We start from the raw sequence: 15095 nt of genomic DNA on the forward strand, positions 1-15095 counted from the left end.
CCAATGCCGGAACTGCCCGAGGTGGAAGCGCTCAAGGACTTCCTGACCGAGAACCTCGTCGGTCACGAAGTGGTCAGGGTGCTGCCCGTCGCGATCAGCGTCCTGAAGACCTACGACCCTCCCGTCACCGCCCTGGAGGGCCAGGAGATCACCGCCGTGCGCCGGTACGGCAAGTTCCTGGACCTGGCCACCGGCGGCGGCCCGCATCTGGTCACCCACCTGGCCCGGGCGGGCTGGCTCCAGTGGAAGGACCCCCTCCCCGACGGCCCGCCCCGGCCCGGCAAGGGTCCCCTCGCCCTGCGCGTCGCCCTGGAGAACGGCGCGGGCTTCGACCTCACCGAGGCCGGCACGCAAAAGCGCCTCGCGGTGTACGTCGTGCGGGACCCGCAGGAGGTGCCCGGCGTGGCCCGCCTCGGCCCCGACCCGCTGGCCGACACCTTCGACGAGGACCGCTTCGCCGCACTGCTGGCGGGGGAGCGGCGGCAGCTCAAGGGCGCCCTGCGCGACCAGAGCCTGATCGCGGGCGTCGGCAACGCCTACAGCGACGAGATCCTGCACGCGGCGAAGATGTCCCCGTTCAAGCTGGCCGCCTCGCTGACCCCCGAGGAGACCCGAAGACTGTACGGGGCGCTGCGCACCACCCTGACCGAGGCGGTCGAGCGCTCCCGGGGCCTCGCGGCCGGCCGGCTGAAGGCGGAGAAGAAGAGCGGCCTGCGGGTGCACGGCCGCACGGGCGAGCCCTGCCCGGTGTGCGGCGACACCGTCCGCGAGGTGTCCTTCAGCGATTCCTCGCTGCAGTACTGCCCGACCTGCCAGACGGGCGGCAAGCCGCTGGCCGACCGCAGGCTGTCCCGGCTGCTCAAGTAGCGCCCGCCCCGGGCGGCCGCTCAGGGGGCGTCGAGGGTCACCAGGGGCTCTCCGTCCGCCGTGCGCACCTCGAAGCGGGCGATCTGCCCTGGGTGCAGCGCGGCGCCGCCCGTCACGGTCTGCGGCGCGCCGTGGTGCGCGGCGACGGCCCAGCCGGCCACCGTCTCCCGCGAGCCGTCCCGGCCGATCGCGTCGAGCCGGCAGGAGCGGGGACCGGCCCCGTCGCGCACCCGCAGCCGCACCTCGCTGCCCCAGTCCGTGTCCGTGGCCCGCACCTCGGCCCGCACCCCGGTCCTCGGGTCGGTCGCGGCGACCCGCACGGCGCCGTCCGCGTGCCCGGCGAAGACCGTGGCGGCCGGACCGGCCACCGCCAGCGCCACGGCGGCGGCCAGCCCGTACAGCAGCCGCCGGCGCGCCACCCGGCGCCGCCGCGCCACCTCGCCGGCCAGCCGCTCCAGCAGCCGGGGCCCTGGCCGGGCCACGCAGGGCACGGCGGGCGGGGTGGCCCGCCGGTACAGCAGCAACTGCCGTGCCGTCGGCCCGAACCCGGTGACGCGCACCGAGCAGCGCGGGCACGCCATGAGGTGGTCCTCGAAGCGGAAGGCGTCCGCCGCGTCCAGCACGCCGAGCGCGTACGCGCCGGCGTCGCGATGCCGTTCCAGGGACCTCATGCCGAATCCTCGTGCCGATGCGTGGGGGAGGGGTGACCGCTTGGGGTGACCGCTTGCACCCCTCCGTACGCACCCGGCCGCGGAATCATTCAAGCCAGGCGCCCGATCCCGCGCGGCCTCCCCCGCGGGGGCCGTACGGGAATCGGGAGCCGTGTCGGAGGACGTGGTCAGAAGAGGTGGATGGCGAGATGCCCCAGGGGCAGGCCGAGCTGCCAGGCGGGCGTCCACACCTGTGGCCCCTCGTCCTCACCCGGCGCGCCCGCGCGCCCCGGCACCGCGTCCAGGTCGGGCGCGAGCAGTTCGGTCTCCACCAGCCAGCGCCAGGCGTCCTCGGCGAGCGCCAGGTCCGGCGAGGGGACGCCGCGGGCGTGCGCGTCGGCCGCGAGGTGGGCCATCCGCTCGCCCACCCAGTCCTGCCAGGGCTGGTCGTAGGCCGTCAGCGACAGCCAGGTCTCCAGCTGCGAGACCACCCGGATGCCCGGCAGTTCGCCGCTGGTGTCGGCCAGGAAGACGGTCAGCGCCAGCGCGTCCCGCCCGGCGCGGAACTCCACCGACGCCGGCGGCATCAGGTCGCCGGTGCGCAGCAGCTCGTCGGCGATGTACTCGGCGTAGAACCAGGCCATGGGGACGGCCCGGCCACCGCCGCCGTCCGTGTCCTCTTCACCTCTGTGCAGCATCCCTTCCTGCCTTCCTCCGGTGCGTGCGCGTCGCCCGACCCCGGCTCCCGAAACAGGGCTCATCCGGATCGCGGATGAGAACAGCCGATGCCCCAACAGGGTCCCGCAGCAAGGCGCTTTGCGAAGGCTTGACTCTGTCCCCGGTTTCACCGCAGGTCGGTCGCGTACTCCCCGAGCACCTTGCGCGGGGCGCGCGGCGCGTAGTATGCGCGGGACTTCACGGTACCGGGCTATATGCCCCGGACTTCCGCGGTCTCCGCCACACCGGCCCCTTGGGAGTGCACCAGCACCAGGACTTCACGGTGGTGCGGAGTGAGTGTCTTCACAGCCCGCCGCACCTCGGGGGCCGCGCGGAGCGCGCTGCCGGTCGCCGCCGGGACGGGCGGGACAGGCGGGGCGGGCGTGAGGGCGGTTTCCCGGTCGTCATGCAGGGCCGGATGGCATCGCAGGGGCCGCGCGGGGGACAGGGCCCGCGCACGGCGGCCCGCCGGACGGGCTAACAGCGGCACCGAAGTCGTTTGCGACAGCCGCCGACTCCGTACCCATTTGTCTGTCCATACGACTTCGCCGGTCCGCGGGGCCGCTCCGGCACGCAAGCGCAGTGAGGTGAACCGATGATCGCACGCCGGCACCGGGTGGCCCTGGCCGTGACGGCCCTCCTCGCCGCCGGGGCCGCGGGCCGGGCCGCCGTCCTCCTGGAGCAGCCGCGGCACCCCGCCGCCGGGCACCCGGCGCCCGCGGCCACCCGGCCCGCCGCCCCGGCCGCCGGCGCGTTCACGCTGCTCGCCTCCGGCGGGATCCTGCCGGACGGCCCGGTCCTGGAGCGGGCCGCCTTCGACGCGGACGGCTCCGGCCACGACTTCCGGCCCATGCTGTCGGGCGTCGCGGCCACCGTCGCCCGCGCCGGCCTCGCCCTGTGCCACCTGGACACCGCGCAGAGCGCGGACGGCACCGGCGGCTCCCCGTACACCGTTCCGCCCGAGCTGGTGCCCAGCCTCGCCGCGACCGGCTACGACGGCTGCTCCACCGCCTCCGAACACACCCTGGACGACGGCGCCGACGGCGTCCACCGCACCCTGGACGCCCTGGACCGGGCCGGCCTGCGGCACGCCGGGTCGGCGCGCGCCGAGTCCGAGTCCCGTGGCGCCCTGCTGAACGCGGGCCGGGCCCGCGTCGCCCACCTCGCCTACAGCGACGGCTCCGACCGGCCGGTGCCCGCCGGGCAGCCGTGGGCCCTGCGCCTGATCGACGCCGACCGGGTCCTCGCCGACGCCCGGGCCGCCCGGCAGGCGGGCGCGGACGTGGTCGTCGTCTCCCTGGACTGGGGCGACGCGTGGCAGGACACACCCGGCCCGCGCCAACTGGACCTGGCGCGCCGCCTCACCGCCGCGCGCACCGGCGACCGCCCCGCGATCGACCTGATCGTCGGCACCCGCTCCCATGTCCCGCAGCCCTACGAGAAGGTCAACGGCACCTGGGTGATCTACGGCACCGGCGACCAGATCGCCGACCCGGCGGCCGACGCCCAGGCGCCGCCCGACCCGCGCGCCCACCTGAGCACCCTGGCCCGCTTCACCTTCGCCCCGCCCGCCCGGCCGGGCGGACGCTGGCAGGTGACCCGCGCCGAGTTCGTCCCCGAGATGTTCGACGTGGACGCCGGACGGGTGGTGAACGTGAACGAGGCCGTCGACCAGGGCGCCGACCTGGCCTCCGTACGCGACCGGATCAGCGACGCGGTACTCGGCCGGGGCGCCGCGAAGGACGGCCTCACGATGGGCCGGTGAGGGCCGGTGAGGGCCGGTGAGGGCCGGTGAGGGCCGAGAGGCCGAGTCCGCGTACGAGGCCGGTGGCGCCCGCGTACGGGGACGTCGGCGTGCCGCCTACGGTCCGGTGGCGCCCGCGGACGGCCCGGTCAGTGCTCGGTGCGCCGGCCCGGCGCCAGTGCCGACCGCTTGTACGAGTACCCGAAATAGATCACGCACCCGATCAGGAACCACACCACGAACCGCACCCACGTCTGCCACTGCAGGAACGTGATCAGCCAGATCGAGAAGACCACGCCCAGCGCCGGTACGAACGGCATCCACGGGGTGCGGAAGGTGCGCGGCAGGTCCGGCTGCCGGTAGCGCAGCACGATCACCGCCGTGCACACCACCACGAACGCCAGCAGGATGCCGATGTTGGTCAGCTCGGCCGCCTCGGCGATCGGCAGGAACCCGGCGATGGCCGCCGACGCCACCCCGACGATCCACGTCACCCGCGTCGGCACGTGCCGGGTGGGGTGGGTCTTCGCGAACCACCGGGGCAGCAGCCCGTCCCGGGACATCGAGAACCACACCCGGGTCACGCCCAGCATGAACGTGAACATCACCGTGAGGATGCCGATGATCGCGCCCACCGCGATCACGTCCGCGAGGCGGCTCAGCCCCACCGACTTGAACGCGGTCGCGAAGCCGCTCTCCTTGTCGATGGCGGTGTACTTCTGCATCCCGGTCAGCACCAGGCAGGCCGCCACGTACAGCACCATCGCGATCGCCAGCGAGTAGATGATCGCCTTCGGCATGTGCCGCTGCGCGTCCTTGGACTCCTCGGCCGCCGTCGACATGGCGTCGTAGCCGAAGACCGCGAAGAACACGGTGGCCGCGCCGGTGAACGCCCCGCCGACCCCGTACGGGAAGAACGGGTGGTAGTTCGCGCTGTCGATATGGAAGACCCCGACCAGGACCACCACCAGCACCACGACCACCTTCAGCACCACCACCACGGTCTCGAACCGGGCCGCGTTGCGGATGCCGAGGTTCAGCAGCCAGGCGATCAGCAGGCACAGGACGGCCGCGAACAGGTCGACCTTGTGCCCCGGCCCGGTGCCGGGCGCGCCCAGCATCCAGGCGGGCAGGTGCGCCCCCATGTCCTGGACCAGGAAGCTGAAGTACCCGGAGATGCCGATGGCGACCACCGCCACGATCGCCGTGTACTCCAGGAGCAGGTCCCAGCCGATGAACCAGCCGGCGAACTCGCCCAGCACCGCGTACCCGTAGGTGTAGGCGGAACCCGCCTTCGGGATCAGGCCCGCGAACTCGGCGTAGGACAGCGCGGCGGCGGCGCTGGCCACGCCCGCGATGAGGAACGACACGAGCACCGCGGGGCCCGCCGTGCCGTTGGCCACCGTGCCGGCCAGCGTGAAGATGCCCGCGCCGATGATGCCGCCCACACCGATCGCGGTCAGCTGCACCAGCCCGAGCGAACGTTCGAGTCGGGGACCCTCGCCGGTCTCCGTCTCCTCGATGTGCTCGATCGGTTTACGGCGGAGGATGCCCTCGCCCATCCGGAGCCCGGCCATGCGCCTCACCTCTTCGCAGACGGCAATCGGCTGACGGCGGATCATGATGGTCCACCCGCGCCGGGTACGGAAGACGCCACGCACGGCTCACCCGGCACGGCGTCCTGGCGCGGCGCCCCGGCACCACCGGCTACGGCACCACCGTCACCGGCCACCTTCCCGCCTTCACCAGGCGTACCGCCACCGAGCCGACGATGCGGTGGCCGGCCTGCTCGGAGGCGCCGACCACCACCGCGTCCGCCGTCAGCTCGTCCGCGGCCTGCACCAGACCGTTGTACGGGTCGCCGCGGAAGGTGTGGAACTCCCAGCGGATCTCGAATATCCCCTTGAGCCGCTCGGCGGACGCCCGGATCTGCTGGACCAGCTCCTCGGCGATCTCGTCGGTCGTCTCGGCCACCGGCGCGCCGAGCGCCACCCCCGCCGACATCACCGGCTGCACGTACACGAGGGCCAGCAGCGCGCCCTGCCGCCGGGACAGGCCGGCCGCGTAGGCGGCGGCCCGCATCGAGGAATCGGACCCGTCCACCCCGGCCACGATCACCTTCGGACCGTCCGTGCCCCGTTCGAACCGGGGCGCCTGCCGCTCGTACTCCTCGTGCTGTTCCGTCACCCTGCGAGGCTATCGGAAGCCCCGCCCGGGCCCGCCGCGCGGGGACGCTCCGGCAGGCGCGCCGGGCCCGGTGTTCCTACAGTCGGAACCATGAGTGCCACCCCCGCCGCCCGGCCGCCCGGCCGCGGCCTGCTCGGCGGGGTGCCCCAGGGCTTCGCCGTGTTCTTCGGCGCGCTCGCCCTGCTCTGCGCCCTGCTCGACCTGATCGCCCCGCTGCGCATCCTGCTGCGCCCCGTCGTCCGCCTCCTCGACGCGCTCCTCGTCCCGGTCAGCGCCAACCTCGCCTACGCCGCCTTCCTGTTCCTGCTGGCCGCGGCCACCGCCGCCCGCAAGAAGGTCGCCTGGTGGCTGGTCGTCGTCTACCTGGGCCTGGTGCTCCTCAGCGACGTCCTCGGCCTCGCGCTCGGCCAGTACGCCGAGTCCCTGCCCTCCCTCGTGCTGTGCGGCCTCGCGCTGCTGCTGCTCGTCGCCGCCCGCGGGGAGTTCTACGCCGCCTCCCGCCGCGGCGCCGTGTGGCGGGCCCTGGCCGTCCTGGTCGCCGGGCTCGCCGTGGCCGTGCTGGCGGGCTGGGGACTGGTCGCGCTCGCCCCGGGCACCCTGCCGCACGGCCTGCACCTGGCCTGGTCCGCCAACCGGGTCATGGGCGGCCTGGTCTCCGCCCGCGACTTCGACGGCCGCCCGCCCCGCCCGGTCACCTTCGCCCTCGGCCTGTTCGGCGCGCTCGCCCTGCTCAACGCCGCCGCCACGCTGTTCCGCTCGCAGCGCCTGGAGGCGGCCCTGCACGACGACGAGGAGGCCCGCCTGCGCGCCCTGCTCGCCGCCTACGGCGAGGACGACTCGCTCGGCTACTTCGCCACCCGCCGCGACAAGGCCGCCGTGTTCTCGCCCAGCGGCAAGGCCGCCGTCACCTACCGCGTCGAGGCCGGAGTGTGCCTGGCCAGCGGCGACCCGGTCGGTGACCGCGAGGCCTGGCCGCACGCCATCGCCGCCTGGCTGGACGCCGCCCGCCGCTACGCCTGGACGCCCGCCGTGATGGGCGCCTCCGAGGACGGCGCCCGGGCGTACGGGCGGGCCGGGCTCGGCGCCCTCCAGCTCGGGGACGAGGCGATCGTGCAGGTGGCCGGCTTCGACCTGGACGGGCGGGACATGCGCGTCACACGGCAGGCCGTGCGCCGGGTCCGCCGCACCGGCGCCACCTGCCGGGTCCGCCGCCACGCCACCCTCACCGACGAGGAGATGGAAGCGGTGATCGACAAGGCGGACGCCTGGCGCGACACCGAGACCGAACGCGGCTTCTCCATGGCCCTGGACCGCCTCGGCGACCCCGCCGACGGCGACTGCCTCCTGGTGGAGGCGCTGGGCGCCGACGGCCGGCTGCTCGCCCTGCTGTCCTTCGTGCCCTGGGGCCGCGACGGCGTCTCCCTGGACCTGATGCGCCGCGACCGCACCGCGCCCAACGGCGTCATGGAGTTCATGGTCGCCGAACTGTGCGCGGCCGCCCCGCGCCTCGGCGTGCGCCGCGTCTCCCTGAACTTCGCCGTCTTCCGCTCCGTCTTCGAGGAGGGCGCCCGCATCGGCGCCGGACCGGTGCTGCGCCTGTGGCGCCGGCTGCTGCTGTTCCTGTCCCGCTGGTGGCAACTGGAGGCCCTGTACCGGGCCAACGCGAAATACCACCCCGAGTGGTACCCGCGCTACATCTGCTACGGCGAGACCGCCTCCCTCGCCCGCATCGGCATCGCCTCCGGCATCGCCGAGGGCTTCGTCTCCGTCCCCTCGCTGCGCACCCTCTGGGGCAAGGGCCACACCCGGCCAGGACCCCGCCCGGCCACCACCGAGCACCTGCCCCCGCTGACCGCCCCCGGACTCGGCGGCGCGGAACAGGCCGGGACGGCAGGCCCCCCGGACCGGCTGCCCGAACAGGTCCGCGTCCGCCGCGCCCGGCTGGAGCGGCTGCGCGCCACCGGCACCGACCCCTACCCGGTCGGCGTCCAGGACCGCACCCACACCCTCGCCCAGGCCCGCCGCGCGCCCGAGGGCGAAGCGGTCACGGTCGCCGGACGGCTCCTGTTCGTACGCGACCTCGGCGGCATCGTCTTCGCCGTGCTGCGCGACTGGTCCGGCGACCACCAGCTCGCCCTCACCCGCGACGGCACAGGCCAGGACGCCCTGGACCGCTTCACCGCCGACACCGACCTCGGCGACCACCTCACCGCCACCGGCCGCACCGGCCGCAGCGACCGCGGCGAACCCACCGTCTTCGTCACCTCCTGGCGGCTGCTCGGCAAATGCCTGCGCCCGCTCCCGGGCGCCCACCCGCACACCGCCAAGGGAGACCCCGAGGCCAGGGTCCGCACGCGCTACCTCGACCTGGCCGTGCGCCCCGAGGCCCGCGCCGTCGTCCGCGTCCGCTCCACCGCCGTGCAGGCCCTGCGCCAGGGCCTGCTGGACCGCGGCTACCTGGAGGTCGAGACGCCCATGCTCCAGCAGATCCACGGCGGCGCCAACGCCCGCCCCTTCACCACCCACATCAACGCCTACGACCTCGACCTGTACCTGCGCATCGCCCCCGAGCTGTACCTGAAACGGCTGTGCGTCGGCGGCCTGGAGAAGGTCTTCGAGCTGGGCCGCACCTTCCGCAACGAGGGCGTCTCCCGCAAGCACAACCCCGAGTTCACGATGCTGGAGGCGTACCAGGCGTACGCCGACTACGACGTGATGCTCGACCTCACCCGCGAACTGATCCAGAACGCCGCCACCGCCGCCTTCGGCCGCCCGGTCGCCCACCAGGACGGCACGGCGTACGACATCTCCGGGACCTGGCCGGTCAAGACCGTGCACGGCGCGCTCTCCGAGGCGCTCGGCGAGGAGATCGGCCCCGGCACCGCCCTGCCCGCACTGCGCCGCCTCTGCGACCGCGCCGGCGTCCCCTACACGGCCGACGACGGCCCCGCCGAGGTGGTCCTGGAGATGTACGAACGACTGGTGGAGGAGCACACCCGACTGCCCACCTTCTACAAGGACTTCCCCACCGAGGTCTCCCCGCTCACCCGGCAGCACCGCACCGACCCCCGGCTCGCCGAACGCTGGGATCTCGTCGCCTTCGGCACCGAACTCGGCACCGCCTACTCCGAGCTGACCGACCCCGTCGAGCAGCGCCGCCGCCTCACCGCCCAGTCCCTGCTGGCCGCCGGCGGCGACGCGGAGGCGATGGAACTGGACGAGGACTTCCTCGACGCCCTCGAATACGCCATGCCGCCCACCGGCGGACTCGGCATCGGCGTCGACCGGCTCGTCATGTTCCTCACCGGCCTGACCATCCGCGAGACGCTGCCCTTCCCGCTGGTGCGCCACCGCTGACGACGGCGTACGGCCGGGGCACTGAGCCGGGCGGGTGTTTTCGTGCCGCCGTACCGGTGCGGGAGTGGCCCCGCGGTCACTGATGAGTCATGCAGAAGGATCAGTTGCTCACGCGGCGCCGGGCGTTGCTCGCCGGGGCGGCCGCGCTCGGGGCCGCGGGCGCGGCCGGCACGGCCGGCCTGCTGCTCTCCGGTTCCGCCACCACCCCGGCACGGCCCGCCGCTCCCGCCGCGGGACCCCAGGCGCGCAGCGCCCTCAAGCCCTCCGCCTACCGGCTGCGCCCGCTCACCGGCGACGTCCCGCAGGCCGCCCAGCCGGCCGCGCTCAAGGTGCGCACGGCACCGATCCTGCACTTCTCCGGCCGCGGCAACACCATGCTGCTCACCTTCGACGACGGCCCCAACCCCGACTACACCCCGCACATCCTGGACACCCTCGCCCAGTACGACGTCCGGGCCACCTTCATGGTGTGCGGGGAGATGGCCGACTGGAACCGGGACCTGCTGGCGCGGATGGCCGACGAGGGACACGTCGTCGGCAACCACACCTGGACCCATCCGCTGCTGACCAAGCTCAAGCGCGGCGAGATCCGCGACGAGATCGAGAGCACCAGCGAGATCATCGAGAAGGCGTACGGCGAGCGGCCCCTGTGGTTCCGCGCCCCCTACGGCGCCTGGAACCGCACGGTCTTCCAGCTCAACGCGGAGCTGGGCATGGAACCGCTGGCCTGGACCGTGGACAGCCTGGACTGGACCACGCCCGGCACCAGCACCGTCATCCGCCGTGTCGAACGCGGCGCCGCCCCCGGCGTCGTGGTGCTCCACCACGACGCCGGGGGCGACCGCTCGCAGACCGTGCAAGCGCTGCGCACCTATCTGCCCAAGCTGCTGGACCGGGGCTTCCACTTCACCGTGCCGCGCCGGAAGTACACCTGACGCGGCCCGGGCCCGCCCGGCCGGGGCGCTGGGCGAGCGCGCTCGGCGACCCGCTCAGCGCACCTCGACCAGGCGGGCGAAGACGACGACGTTCCCCTGATATCCGCTCTGCTTGGTGTAATCACCGCCGCAGGTGATGAGCCGGAGTTCCGGTGTGCCTTTCGAGCCGTACACCCGGTCGCCGGGGAAATCGGATTTCTCGAAAACCTCCACGCCGTACACCTCGAACACGGCGGTCTTTCCGTCCTGCCGGTCGACCTCGACGTGATTGCCTTTCTTGAGGGCGCCGAGTCCGTAGAACACCGCCGGGCCCATTTTGTTGTCCACATGGCCCACGACGACGGCGGTGCCCTTCTCGCCGGGTGTGACCGCGCCGTCGAACCAGCCGGCCAGGTTCGGGTCGTCCGGCGGCGGCGCGGCGACCCAGCCGTCCGGGTCGACGCCGACCTGGGTCACGGGCGCGTCCACCTGGATGACGGGAATCCTGACCCGGTCGGGCACCGAGCGCTCCAGCGGCTGCACTCCCTCCGCCTCCGCCTGCTCGGACGGCGTGGGGTCCGCGCCGGCCGGGGCGTGGGTGACGTCCGGCGCGGCGGCCTTCGCGGGCTGCGGCGGACCGGAGTCGAACTCTCCGGACCCGTTCCGGATGAGGGCGAGCCCGGCGAGCAGGACCAGCGCTATCACGCCCCACGGGGCACGTTTCCTCCGCGGCTCCCGCTCCTCGTCCGTCCGTCCGGACAGCTCGCTCGCAGACATTCGCCATCCCCTCTCGACGCGGCCCTCGCCCGGTCATTCGCGCATACGAGCACGCTAAGTCCCGCGTGCGGAACCGGCGACGGGACGAAAGCGAACGGGTGGCGGGACCGTATGGGGTGGTCCATACGGGTCGCGCCGTACGGGGGCTTTACGAGCGCTTTATGACGACCCGTGACCTGACGCTGTTGATCAACGGGGTGAAAAGCCCCCGCCGGTTGGCTCACCGGGTCGGACCAGCTTCGAAATGCGCCGGTGAACAGGGCGTCCGAGGGTCGTTCCCGGGAGGCGCTTTCTCGCCGAACGACCGGGTACGGGTCCCCGGGGTGCCTTCCGCGGAGGAACACATGCGCACTACTCGTACCCCCATGGCGGTGCTGGTCGCCGCCGTCGCCGCCGTCGGGCTCGCCGCCCCGGCGGCGGTCGCCAAGGGCGGTGACGCCACGGGCGGCTGGGACGTCGCCCCCGGCACCGGGCAGATCGGCGGTCTCGGCAACGGGCAGGGCGTCGCTCCGGGAGCCGGCCAGGGCGTCGCTCCCGGCGGCGGCCAGATCGTCGTCCCCGGCGGCGGGCAGATCGTCGGTCCCGGGGCGGGGCAGGGCGTCGGCCCGGGAGCCGGGCAGGGTGTCGGACCCGGCGGCGGCCAGATCGGCGGCCCGGGGGCGGGCCAGGGCGTCGGCCCGGGCGGTGGGCAGCCCGGCGGCGGCTTCGGCAACGGCCGGGCCGGTGGCGGGGCGGGCCACGGGCACGGACGCGAGGGCGGATTCGGCGGCGGCCGGGACGGCGGTGCGGGCCGCGGCCGCGGGCACGGCCAGGAGGGCGGCTTCGGCGAAGGCGGCTTCGACAACGGCGGCGGCGGTTTCGGCGGGGAGGGCCACGGCCGGGGCGACGACTTCGGCGGCGGTGCGGGCGGGGTCCGCGCCATCCGGGCCGTGCCCGACGCGATCGCCCGCGGCGGACGGCTGACCATCACGGTCGAGGGCTGCCCGCGCGGTGGCATCGCGGCGTCCCGCGCGTTCGCGACGACAGCGCTGCGCCCGGTGGGCGGCCCCGGCCTGACCGCGCGTGGCTACGCGACGATCCACCCGGACGCCCACCCCGGGGCGTACGACATCCTGGTCGACTGCGGCGGCCGTACGCTGGCCCGGCCGGAGGCGTTCACCGTGGTCGGCGGTGTCCGCGGCGGTCTCGGCGGCAGCACCGTCACGGGCGCCACCAAGGCGGACATGGCCGTCGGCGGCGGGCTGGTCGCCGCGGGCGTCCTCGGGGGCGGGGCGTTCTGGCTGCGCCGCCGTCCCGAGAAGCGTTTCTGACACCGCGTACACGGAGTACCCGCGGTACACGGACGGGACCACCGAACAGGAACCAGGAACCCGCGGTGAGGGACCCGGCCTCCGGTCCGCACGGAGGCCGGGTCCCCCGTCGTCCCGCCGATCGTGGCTTCTGCCGCTGCGTCACCCGGGTCTGGGGCGCGGGCGCGCACGCGGTCAGGCCCTCGCCCCGGACCGTGCGGGTCCGGGGCGAGGGCCTGTTCTCTCTGCTTCTCTCCGCGGGCGGGCCGTCAGGCGGTGGCGCCCTCCTCGCCGGTGCGGCGGCGCGAGAGGTAGTACGCCGCGCCGACCGAGCCCGCGATGAGCGCGGTGCCCATGCCGACCTCCTTCAGGTCGAAGCCGGCGATGGTACCGCCCTCGCCGGCGCGGACACCGTGCCGGAAGTGCTCCGGCTTGCCGCCGCCGTCCTGGCCGCCGCGGCCGCCCTCGTCGCCGCCGCCGTCCTCGGAGCGGTCGCCGCCGCGGTCGCCTCCGCCGCCCCCGCCGGAGCGGTCGGAGTCCCGGCCACCGCCGTCGTCGGAACGGCTGTCGCCGCCACCGCCACCGCCACCACCGTAGGAGTGGCTGCTGCCGCTGCCGTAGGAGTGGCCGTCACCGCCGCTCGCGACCGCGGCGGGCGCGGAGAGGGTGAGGGCGCCGAGGCCCAGCAGTGCGGCCGATACGACGCGTATTACGCGCATGGTGGTTCCTCCGGTCCCCGAGGAGCAGCCGCGGACCTGTTCCGCGTGTGCCGGAAATGCACCTCGATGATCGAAACGCTAGGAAGATCCGCACTCCGGCGCGATCGCTCCCGGGCGAACGGGGCAACGGTGTGGGCCGCACAGGGGACGGCGTTCCTGCGACCGGGGGACGGCGCGGCCGTACGGGTCCGCCGCCGGCCGGGTCGGCCGCCGGTGAGCGGCCGTCAGGCCCGCCGTGCCCCGTGCGGCTGAGCCCGCGTCAGCCGGTGAGGTGCGGGAACAGGTCCAGGAACGGCTGCGTCGCCGCGGCCACCCCCCGGCTGTAGGGCGCGTCGAAGTCCCAGATCAGGAAGAGCAGGAAGGCGATGAGGGCGGAGAACAACCCGGCGAGGATCAGCTCCCTCCTGGTGCGCCGGATCTGGAGCACGAACACCATGCCGACGGTGATGGCGGCCCCCGACAGCAGCCCGAACCACACCACCCCCGGCATCGTCGCGCCGGTGGAGTCGGCACGTGCGGACCGGGCCTGGTCGGCGGCGGCCACCTGATCCACGAGCGGCTGGTACGCCTGCGCCTCGAAGTCCGACTTCGGCTGGTAGTCGGTGACGTCGGCGCGGATCTTCTCCAGCAGCTGGTCGCCGCGCGGGGTCACATGGCCGTGGTCCACCATCGTCTTCCACTCGGTGGTGACGACGTGTCCGACATAGGCGTTGACATCGGCGCGCACACGGTCCCGCTCCTCGGGCGGGTAGATCCGTACGCGCTCGGAGATCTCGTGCAGCGCCTGGGCCTCCGCCTGCACGTGGTCCTGGGCGCCGACGCGGGCCTCCCAGACGCCCGCGATGGCCAGCCCCAGCACGATGGCGTACACCACGCCGATCCACATCGTCATGTACTCGATGACGTCCGGGGTCTCACTGGGGTCCTCGTCCTCGGCCGCGGTGCGGTGCCGTACGAGGGTGATGAGGATGACCACGACACAGGCGGCGAGCATCGCGAGGACGAGAACAAGCCATTCCGACAACGGTTCCTCCGGGGGTCATCGCGGGCGGAACGCGGCGACGGCGGCCAGCGCCGGGACCGCGATCAGCAGGACGTAGGTGAGGGGGGACGGGGCGTGCCGGGGCGGCTGCCGGTGCGGCTGGATGCGGTAGTGCGGGTAGGCCACCGGTTTCACCGGCGGGCGGGGGCGGGGCTTGGGGGCCGGTTCCGGCGCCGGGGCGGGCGGCGGTGGCGGCGGAGCCGGGTGCGTCACCGGGGCCGCGGGGGCCCGCCGGGTGGGCGGCGGGGGCGCGGGCGGCGGTGTGGGGCGCGGCCTCGGCGGCGGTGTCGGCCGGGGTGTGGGGGTGGGTGTGGGGGTCGGCGTGGGCGGGGGAGTGGGGGTGGGCGTCGGGGTGGGCGTGGGGCTCGGGCAGGGCGGCGGGGGCACGGGGCACGGGGGGAACGGTGGCCAGGAGCCGCCGGCCACCGCCACCGCCACCGTTCCGCCCGGGCCCGTGGAGGCGTACGCGCAGGCGTCGGCCACGGCCGGTGCCGCCGGTACGCCGACGCACGCCCAGGCCACGGTCACCGGCGCCAACACCCGCACGGCCAGGGCTCGTCGGGTCGGATTCGGTCGATGCACGACCGAGAGCATGATCCCCGGCGGCACCGGTCACGCCACCGGCGGCGGCGATTGGTCCGAAGAGGGGAAACCGGCCGGTCGGAGGTTTGACCGGCCGTCCGGCACCGCGCCGCCGATCCGCACGGACGCGCGCACGGACAGACGTACGAGACGGGGACCGCCTCACGGCAAGATGGGGACCGCTTCACGCCGCGCGCACCGGGACCGCCCGCCGAGCGCGAGGACCGCCCCGGGCGGAAGAAATCCGCGC

13 protein-coding genes and 1 pseudogene are annotated in these 15095 nt (G+C 74.5%); 5 read left to right on the forward strand and 9 right to left on the reverse strand.

The window, feature by feature from the left end; all coding sequences use genetic code 11:
• The first annotated feature begins 3 nt into the window (after window positions 1-3).
• Complete coding sequence (locus ABZ858_RS11275) at window positions 4-867, forward strand: DNA-formamidopyrimidine glycosylase family protein (RefSeq protein WP_361375074.1); 864 nt, start codon at window positions 4-6, stop codon at window positions 865-867.
• Between the two features lie 20 nt (window positions 868-887).
• On the opposite strand, the gene ABZ858_RS11280 is transcribed toward ABZ858_RS11275, so the two are convergent.
• From ABZ858_RS11280 to ABZ858_RS11290, 3 genes and pseudogenes are all read right to left on the reverse strand, one after another.
• A complete protein-coding gene (locus tag ABZ858_RS11280; protein WP_361375076.1) occupies window positions 888-1538 on the reverse strand; it encodes a zf-HC2 domain-containing protein in 651 nt (216 codons plus the stop codon).
• Between the two features lie 167 nt (window positions 1539-1705).
• Entirely contained in the window at window positions 1706-2215 is a 510-nt protein-coding gene (locus ABZ858_RS11285) for a hypothetical protein (RefSeq protein ID WP_361375078.1), read from the reverse strand.
• Window positions 2216-2361: 146 nt separating this feature from the next.
• Window positions 2362-2568 (reverse strand): annotated as a pseudogene (locus tag ABZ858_RS11290) (sigma factor-like helix-turn-helix DNA-binding protein); the annotation flags it as partial.
• A gap of 261 nt (window positions 2569-2829) precedes the next feature.
• Between ABZ858_RS11290 and ABZ858_RS11295 the strand changes: the two are divergent.
• Entirely contained in the window at window positions 2830-3999 is a 1170-nt protein-coding gene (locus tag ABZ858_RS11295; RefSeq protein ID WP_361375080.1) for a CapA family protein, read from the forward strand.
• A gap of 128 nt (window positions 4000-4127) precedes the next feature.
• Here ABZ858_RS11295 and ABZ858_RS11300 read toward each other — a convergent pair whose 3' ends face one another.
• Both ABZ858_RS11300 and ABZ858_RS11305 read right to left on the reverse strand, forming a co-directional pair.
• On the reverse strand, window positions 4128-5555 hold the full coding sequence (locus ABZ858_RS11300; protein WP_361375082.1) for an amino acid permease: 1428 nt from the start codon (window positions 5553-5555) through the stop codon (window positions 4128-4130).
• A 130-nt stretch (window positions 5556-5685) separates the two neighbouring features.
• Window positions 5686-6165 (reverse strand): universal stress protein, encoded by a 480-nt coding sequence (locus ABZ858_RS11305; protein WP_361375084.1) that lies wholly within the window; start codon window positions 6163-6165, stop codon window positions 5686-5688.
• 90 nt (window positions 6166-6255) lie between these two features.
• On the opposite strand from ABZ858_RS11305, the gene lysX reads away from it, so the two are divergent.
• A complete protein-coding gene (gene lysX / locus ABZ858_RS11310; RefSeq protein ID WP_361375086.1) occupies window positions 6256-9522 on the forward strand; it encodes a bifunctional lysylphosphatidylglycerol synthetase/lysine--tRNA ligase LysX in 3267 nt (1088 codons plus the stop codon).
• 89 nt (window positions 9523-9611) lie between these two features.
• Window positions 9612-10457: a polysaccharide deacetylase family protein gene (locus tag ABZ858_RS11315; RefSeq protein ID WP_361375088.1), complete on the forward strand. Its 846-nt coding sequence runs from the start codon at window positions 9612-9614 to the stop codon at window positions 10455-10457.
• Window positions 10458-10511: 54 nt separating this feature from the next.
• Here ABZ858_RS11315 and ABZ858_RS11320 read toward each other — a convergent pair whose 3' ends face one another.
• A complete protein-coding gene (locus tag ABZ858_RS11320) occupies window positions 10512-11213 on the reverse strand; it encodes a class F sortase (RefSeq protein WP_361375090.1) in 702 nt (233 codons plus the stop codon).
• Window positions 11214-11557: 344 nt separating this feature from the next.
• On the opposite strand from ABZ858_RS11320, the gene ABZ858_RS11325 reads away from it, so the two are divergent.
• Window positions 11558-12523: a hypothetical protein gene (locus ABZ858_RS11325; RefSeq protein ID WP_361375092.1), complete on the forward strand. Its 966-nt coding sequence runs from the start codon at window positions 11558-11560 to the stop codon at window positions 12521-12523.
• 248 nt (window positions 12524-12771) lie between these two features.
• Here the strand turns inward: ABZ858_RS11325 and ABZ858_RS11330 are convergent, their stop codons facing one another.
• The 3 genes from ABZ858_RS11330 to ABZ858_RS11340 all read right to left on the reverse strand — a co-directional run bounded on the left by ABZ858_RS11330 (window position 12772) and on the right by ABZ858_RS11340 (window position 14389).
• Window positions 12772-13221, reverse strand: coding sequence for a hypothetical protein (locus ABZ858_RS11330; protein WP_361375094.1), 450 nt, complete (start codon window positions 13219-13221; stop codon window positions 12772-12774).
• 259 nt (window positions 13222-13480) lie between these two features.
• The gene (locus ABZ858_RS11335; RefSeq protein ID WP_361375096.1) at window positions 13481-14245 is read right to left on the reverse strand and encodes a DUF4239 domain-containing protein; all 765 of its coding nucleotides are present in this window, start codon (window positions 14243-14245) and stop codon (window positions 13481-13483) included.
• 15 nt (window positions 14246-14260) lie between these two features.
• A complete protein-coding gene (locus tag ABZ858_RS11340; protein WP_361375098.1) occupies window positions 14261-14389 on the reverse strand; it encodes a hypothetical protein in 129 nt (42 codons plus the stop codon).
• Window positions 14390-15095 lie beyond the last annotated feature (706 nt).

Source organism: Streptomyces sp. NPDC047017, from assembly GCF_040644175.1.
Taxonomy (GTDB): domain Bacteria; phylum Actinomycetota; class Actinomycetes; order Streptomycetales; family Streptomycetaceae; genus Streptomyces.

Excerpts from the sequence above, each read along its gene's own strand:
- ABZ858_RS11275 (WP_361375074.1), top strand. The coding sequence starts at position 4 with ATGCCGGAACTGCCCGAGGTGGAAGCGCTCAAGGACTTCCTGACCGAG.
- ABZ858_RS11330 (WP_361375094.1), bottom strand. The coding sequence starts at position 13,221 with ATGCGCGTAATACGCGTCGTATCGGCCGCACTGCTGGGCCTCGGCGCC.
- ABZ858_RS11300 (WP_361375082.1), bottom strand. The coding sequence starts at position 5,555 with ATGGCCGGGCTCCGGATGGGCGAGGGCATCCTCCGCCGTAAACCGATC.
- ABZ858_RS11285 (WP_361375078.1), bottom strand. The coding sequence starts at position 2,215 with ATGCTGCACAGAGGTGAAGAGGACACGGACGGCGGCGGTGGCCGGGCC.
- ABZ858_RS11295 (WP_361375080.1), top strand. The coding sequence starts at position 2,830 with ATGATCGCACGCCGGCACCGGGTGGCCCTGGCCGTGACGGCCCTCCTC.
- lysX (WP_361375086.1), top strand. The coding sequence starts at position 6,256 with ATGAGTGCCACCCCCGCCGCCCGGCCGCCCGGCCGCGGCCTGCTCGGC.
- ABZ858_RS11315 (WP_361375088.1), top strand. The coding sequence starts at position 9,612 with ATGCAGAAGGATCAGTTGCTCACGCGGCGCCGGGCGTTGCTCGCCGGG.
- ABZ858_RS11320 (WP_361375090.1), bottom strand. The coding sequence starts at position 11,213 with ATGTCTGCGAGCGAGCTGTCCGGACGGACGGACGAGGAGCGGGAGCCG.
- ABZ858_RS11325 (WP_361375092.1), top strand. The coding sequence starts at position 11,558 with ATGCGCACTACTCGTACCCCCATGGCGGTGCTGGTCGCCGCCGTCGCC.
- ABZ858_RS11280 (WP_361375076.1), bottom strand. The coding sequence starts at position 1,538 with ATGAGGTCCCTGGAACGGCATCGCGACGCCGGCGCGTACGCGCTCGGC.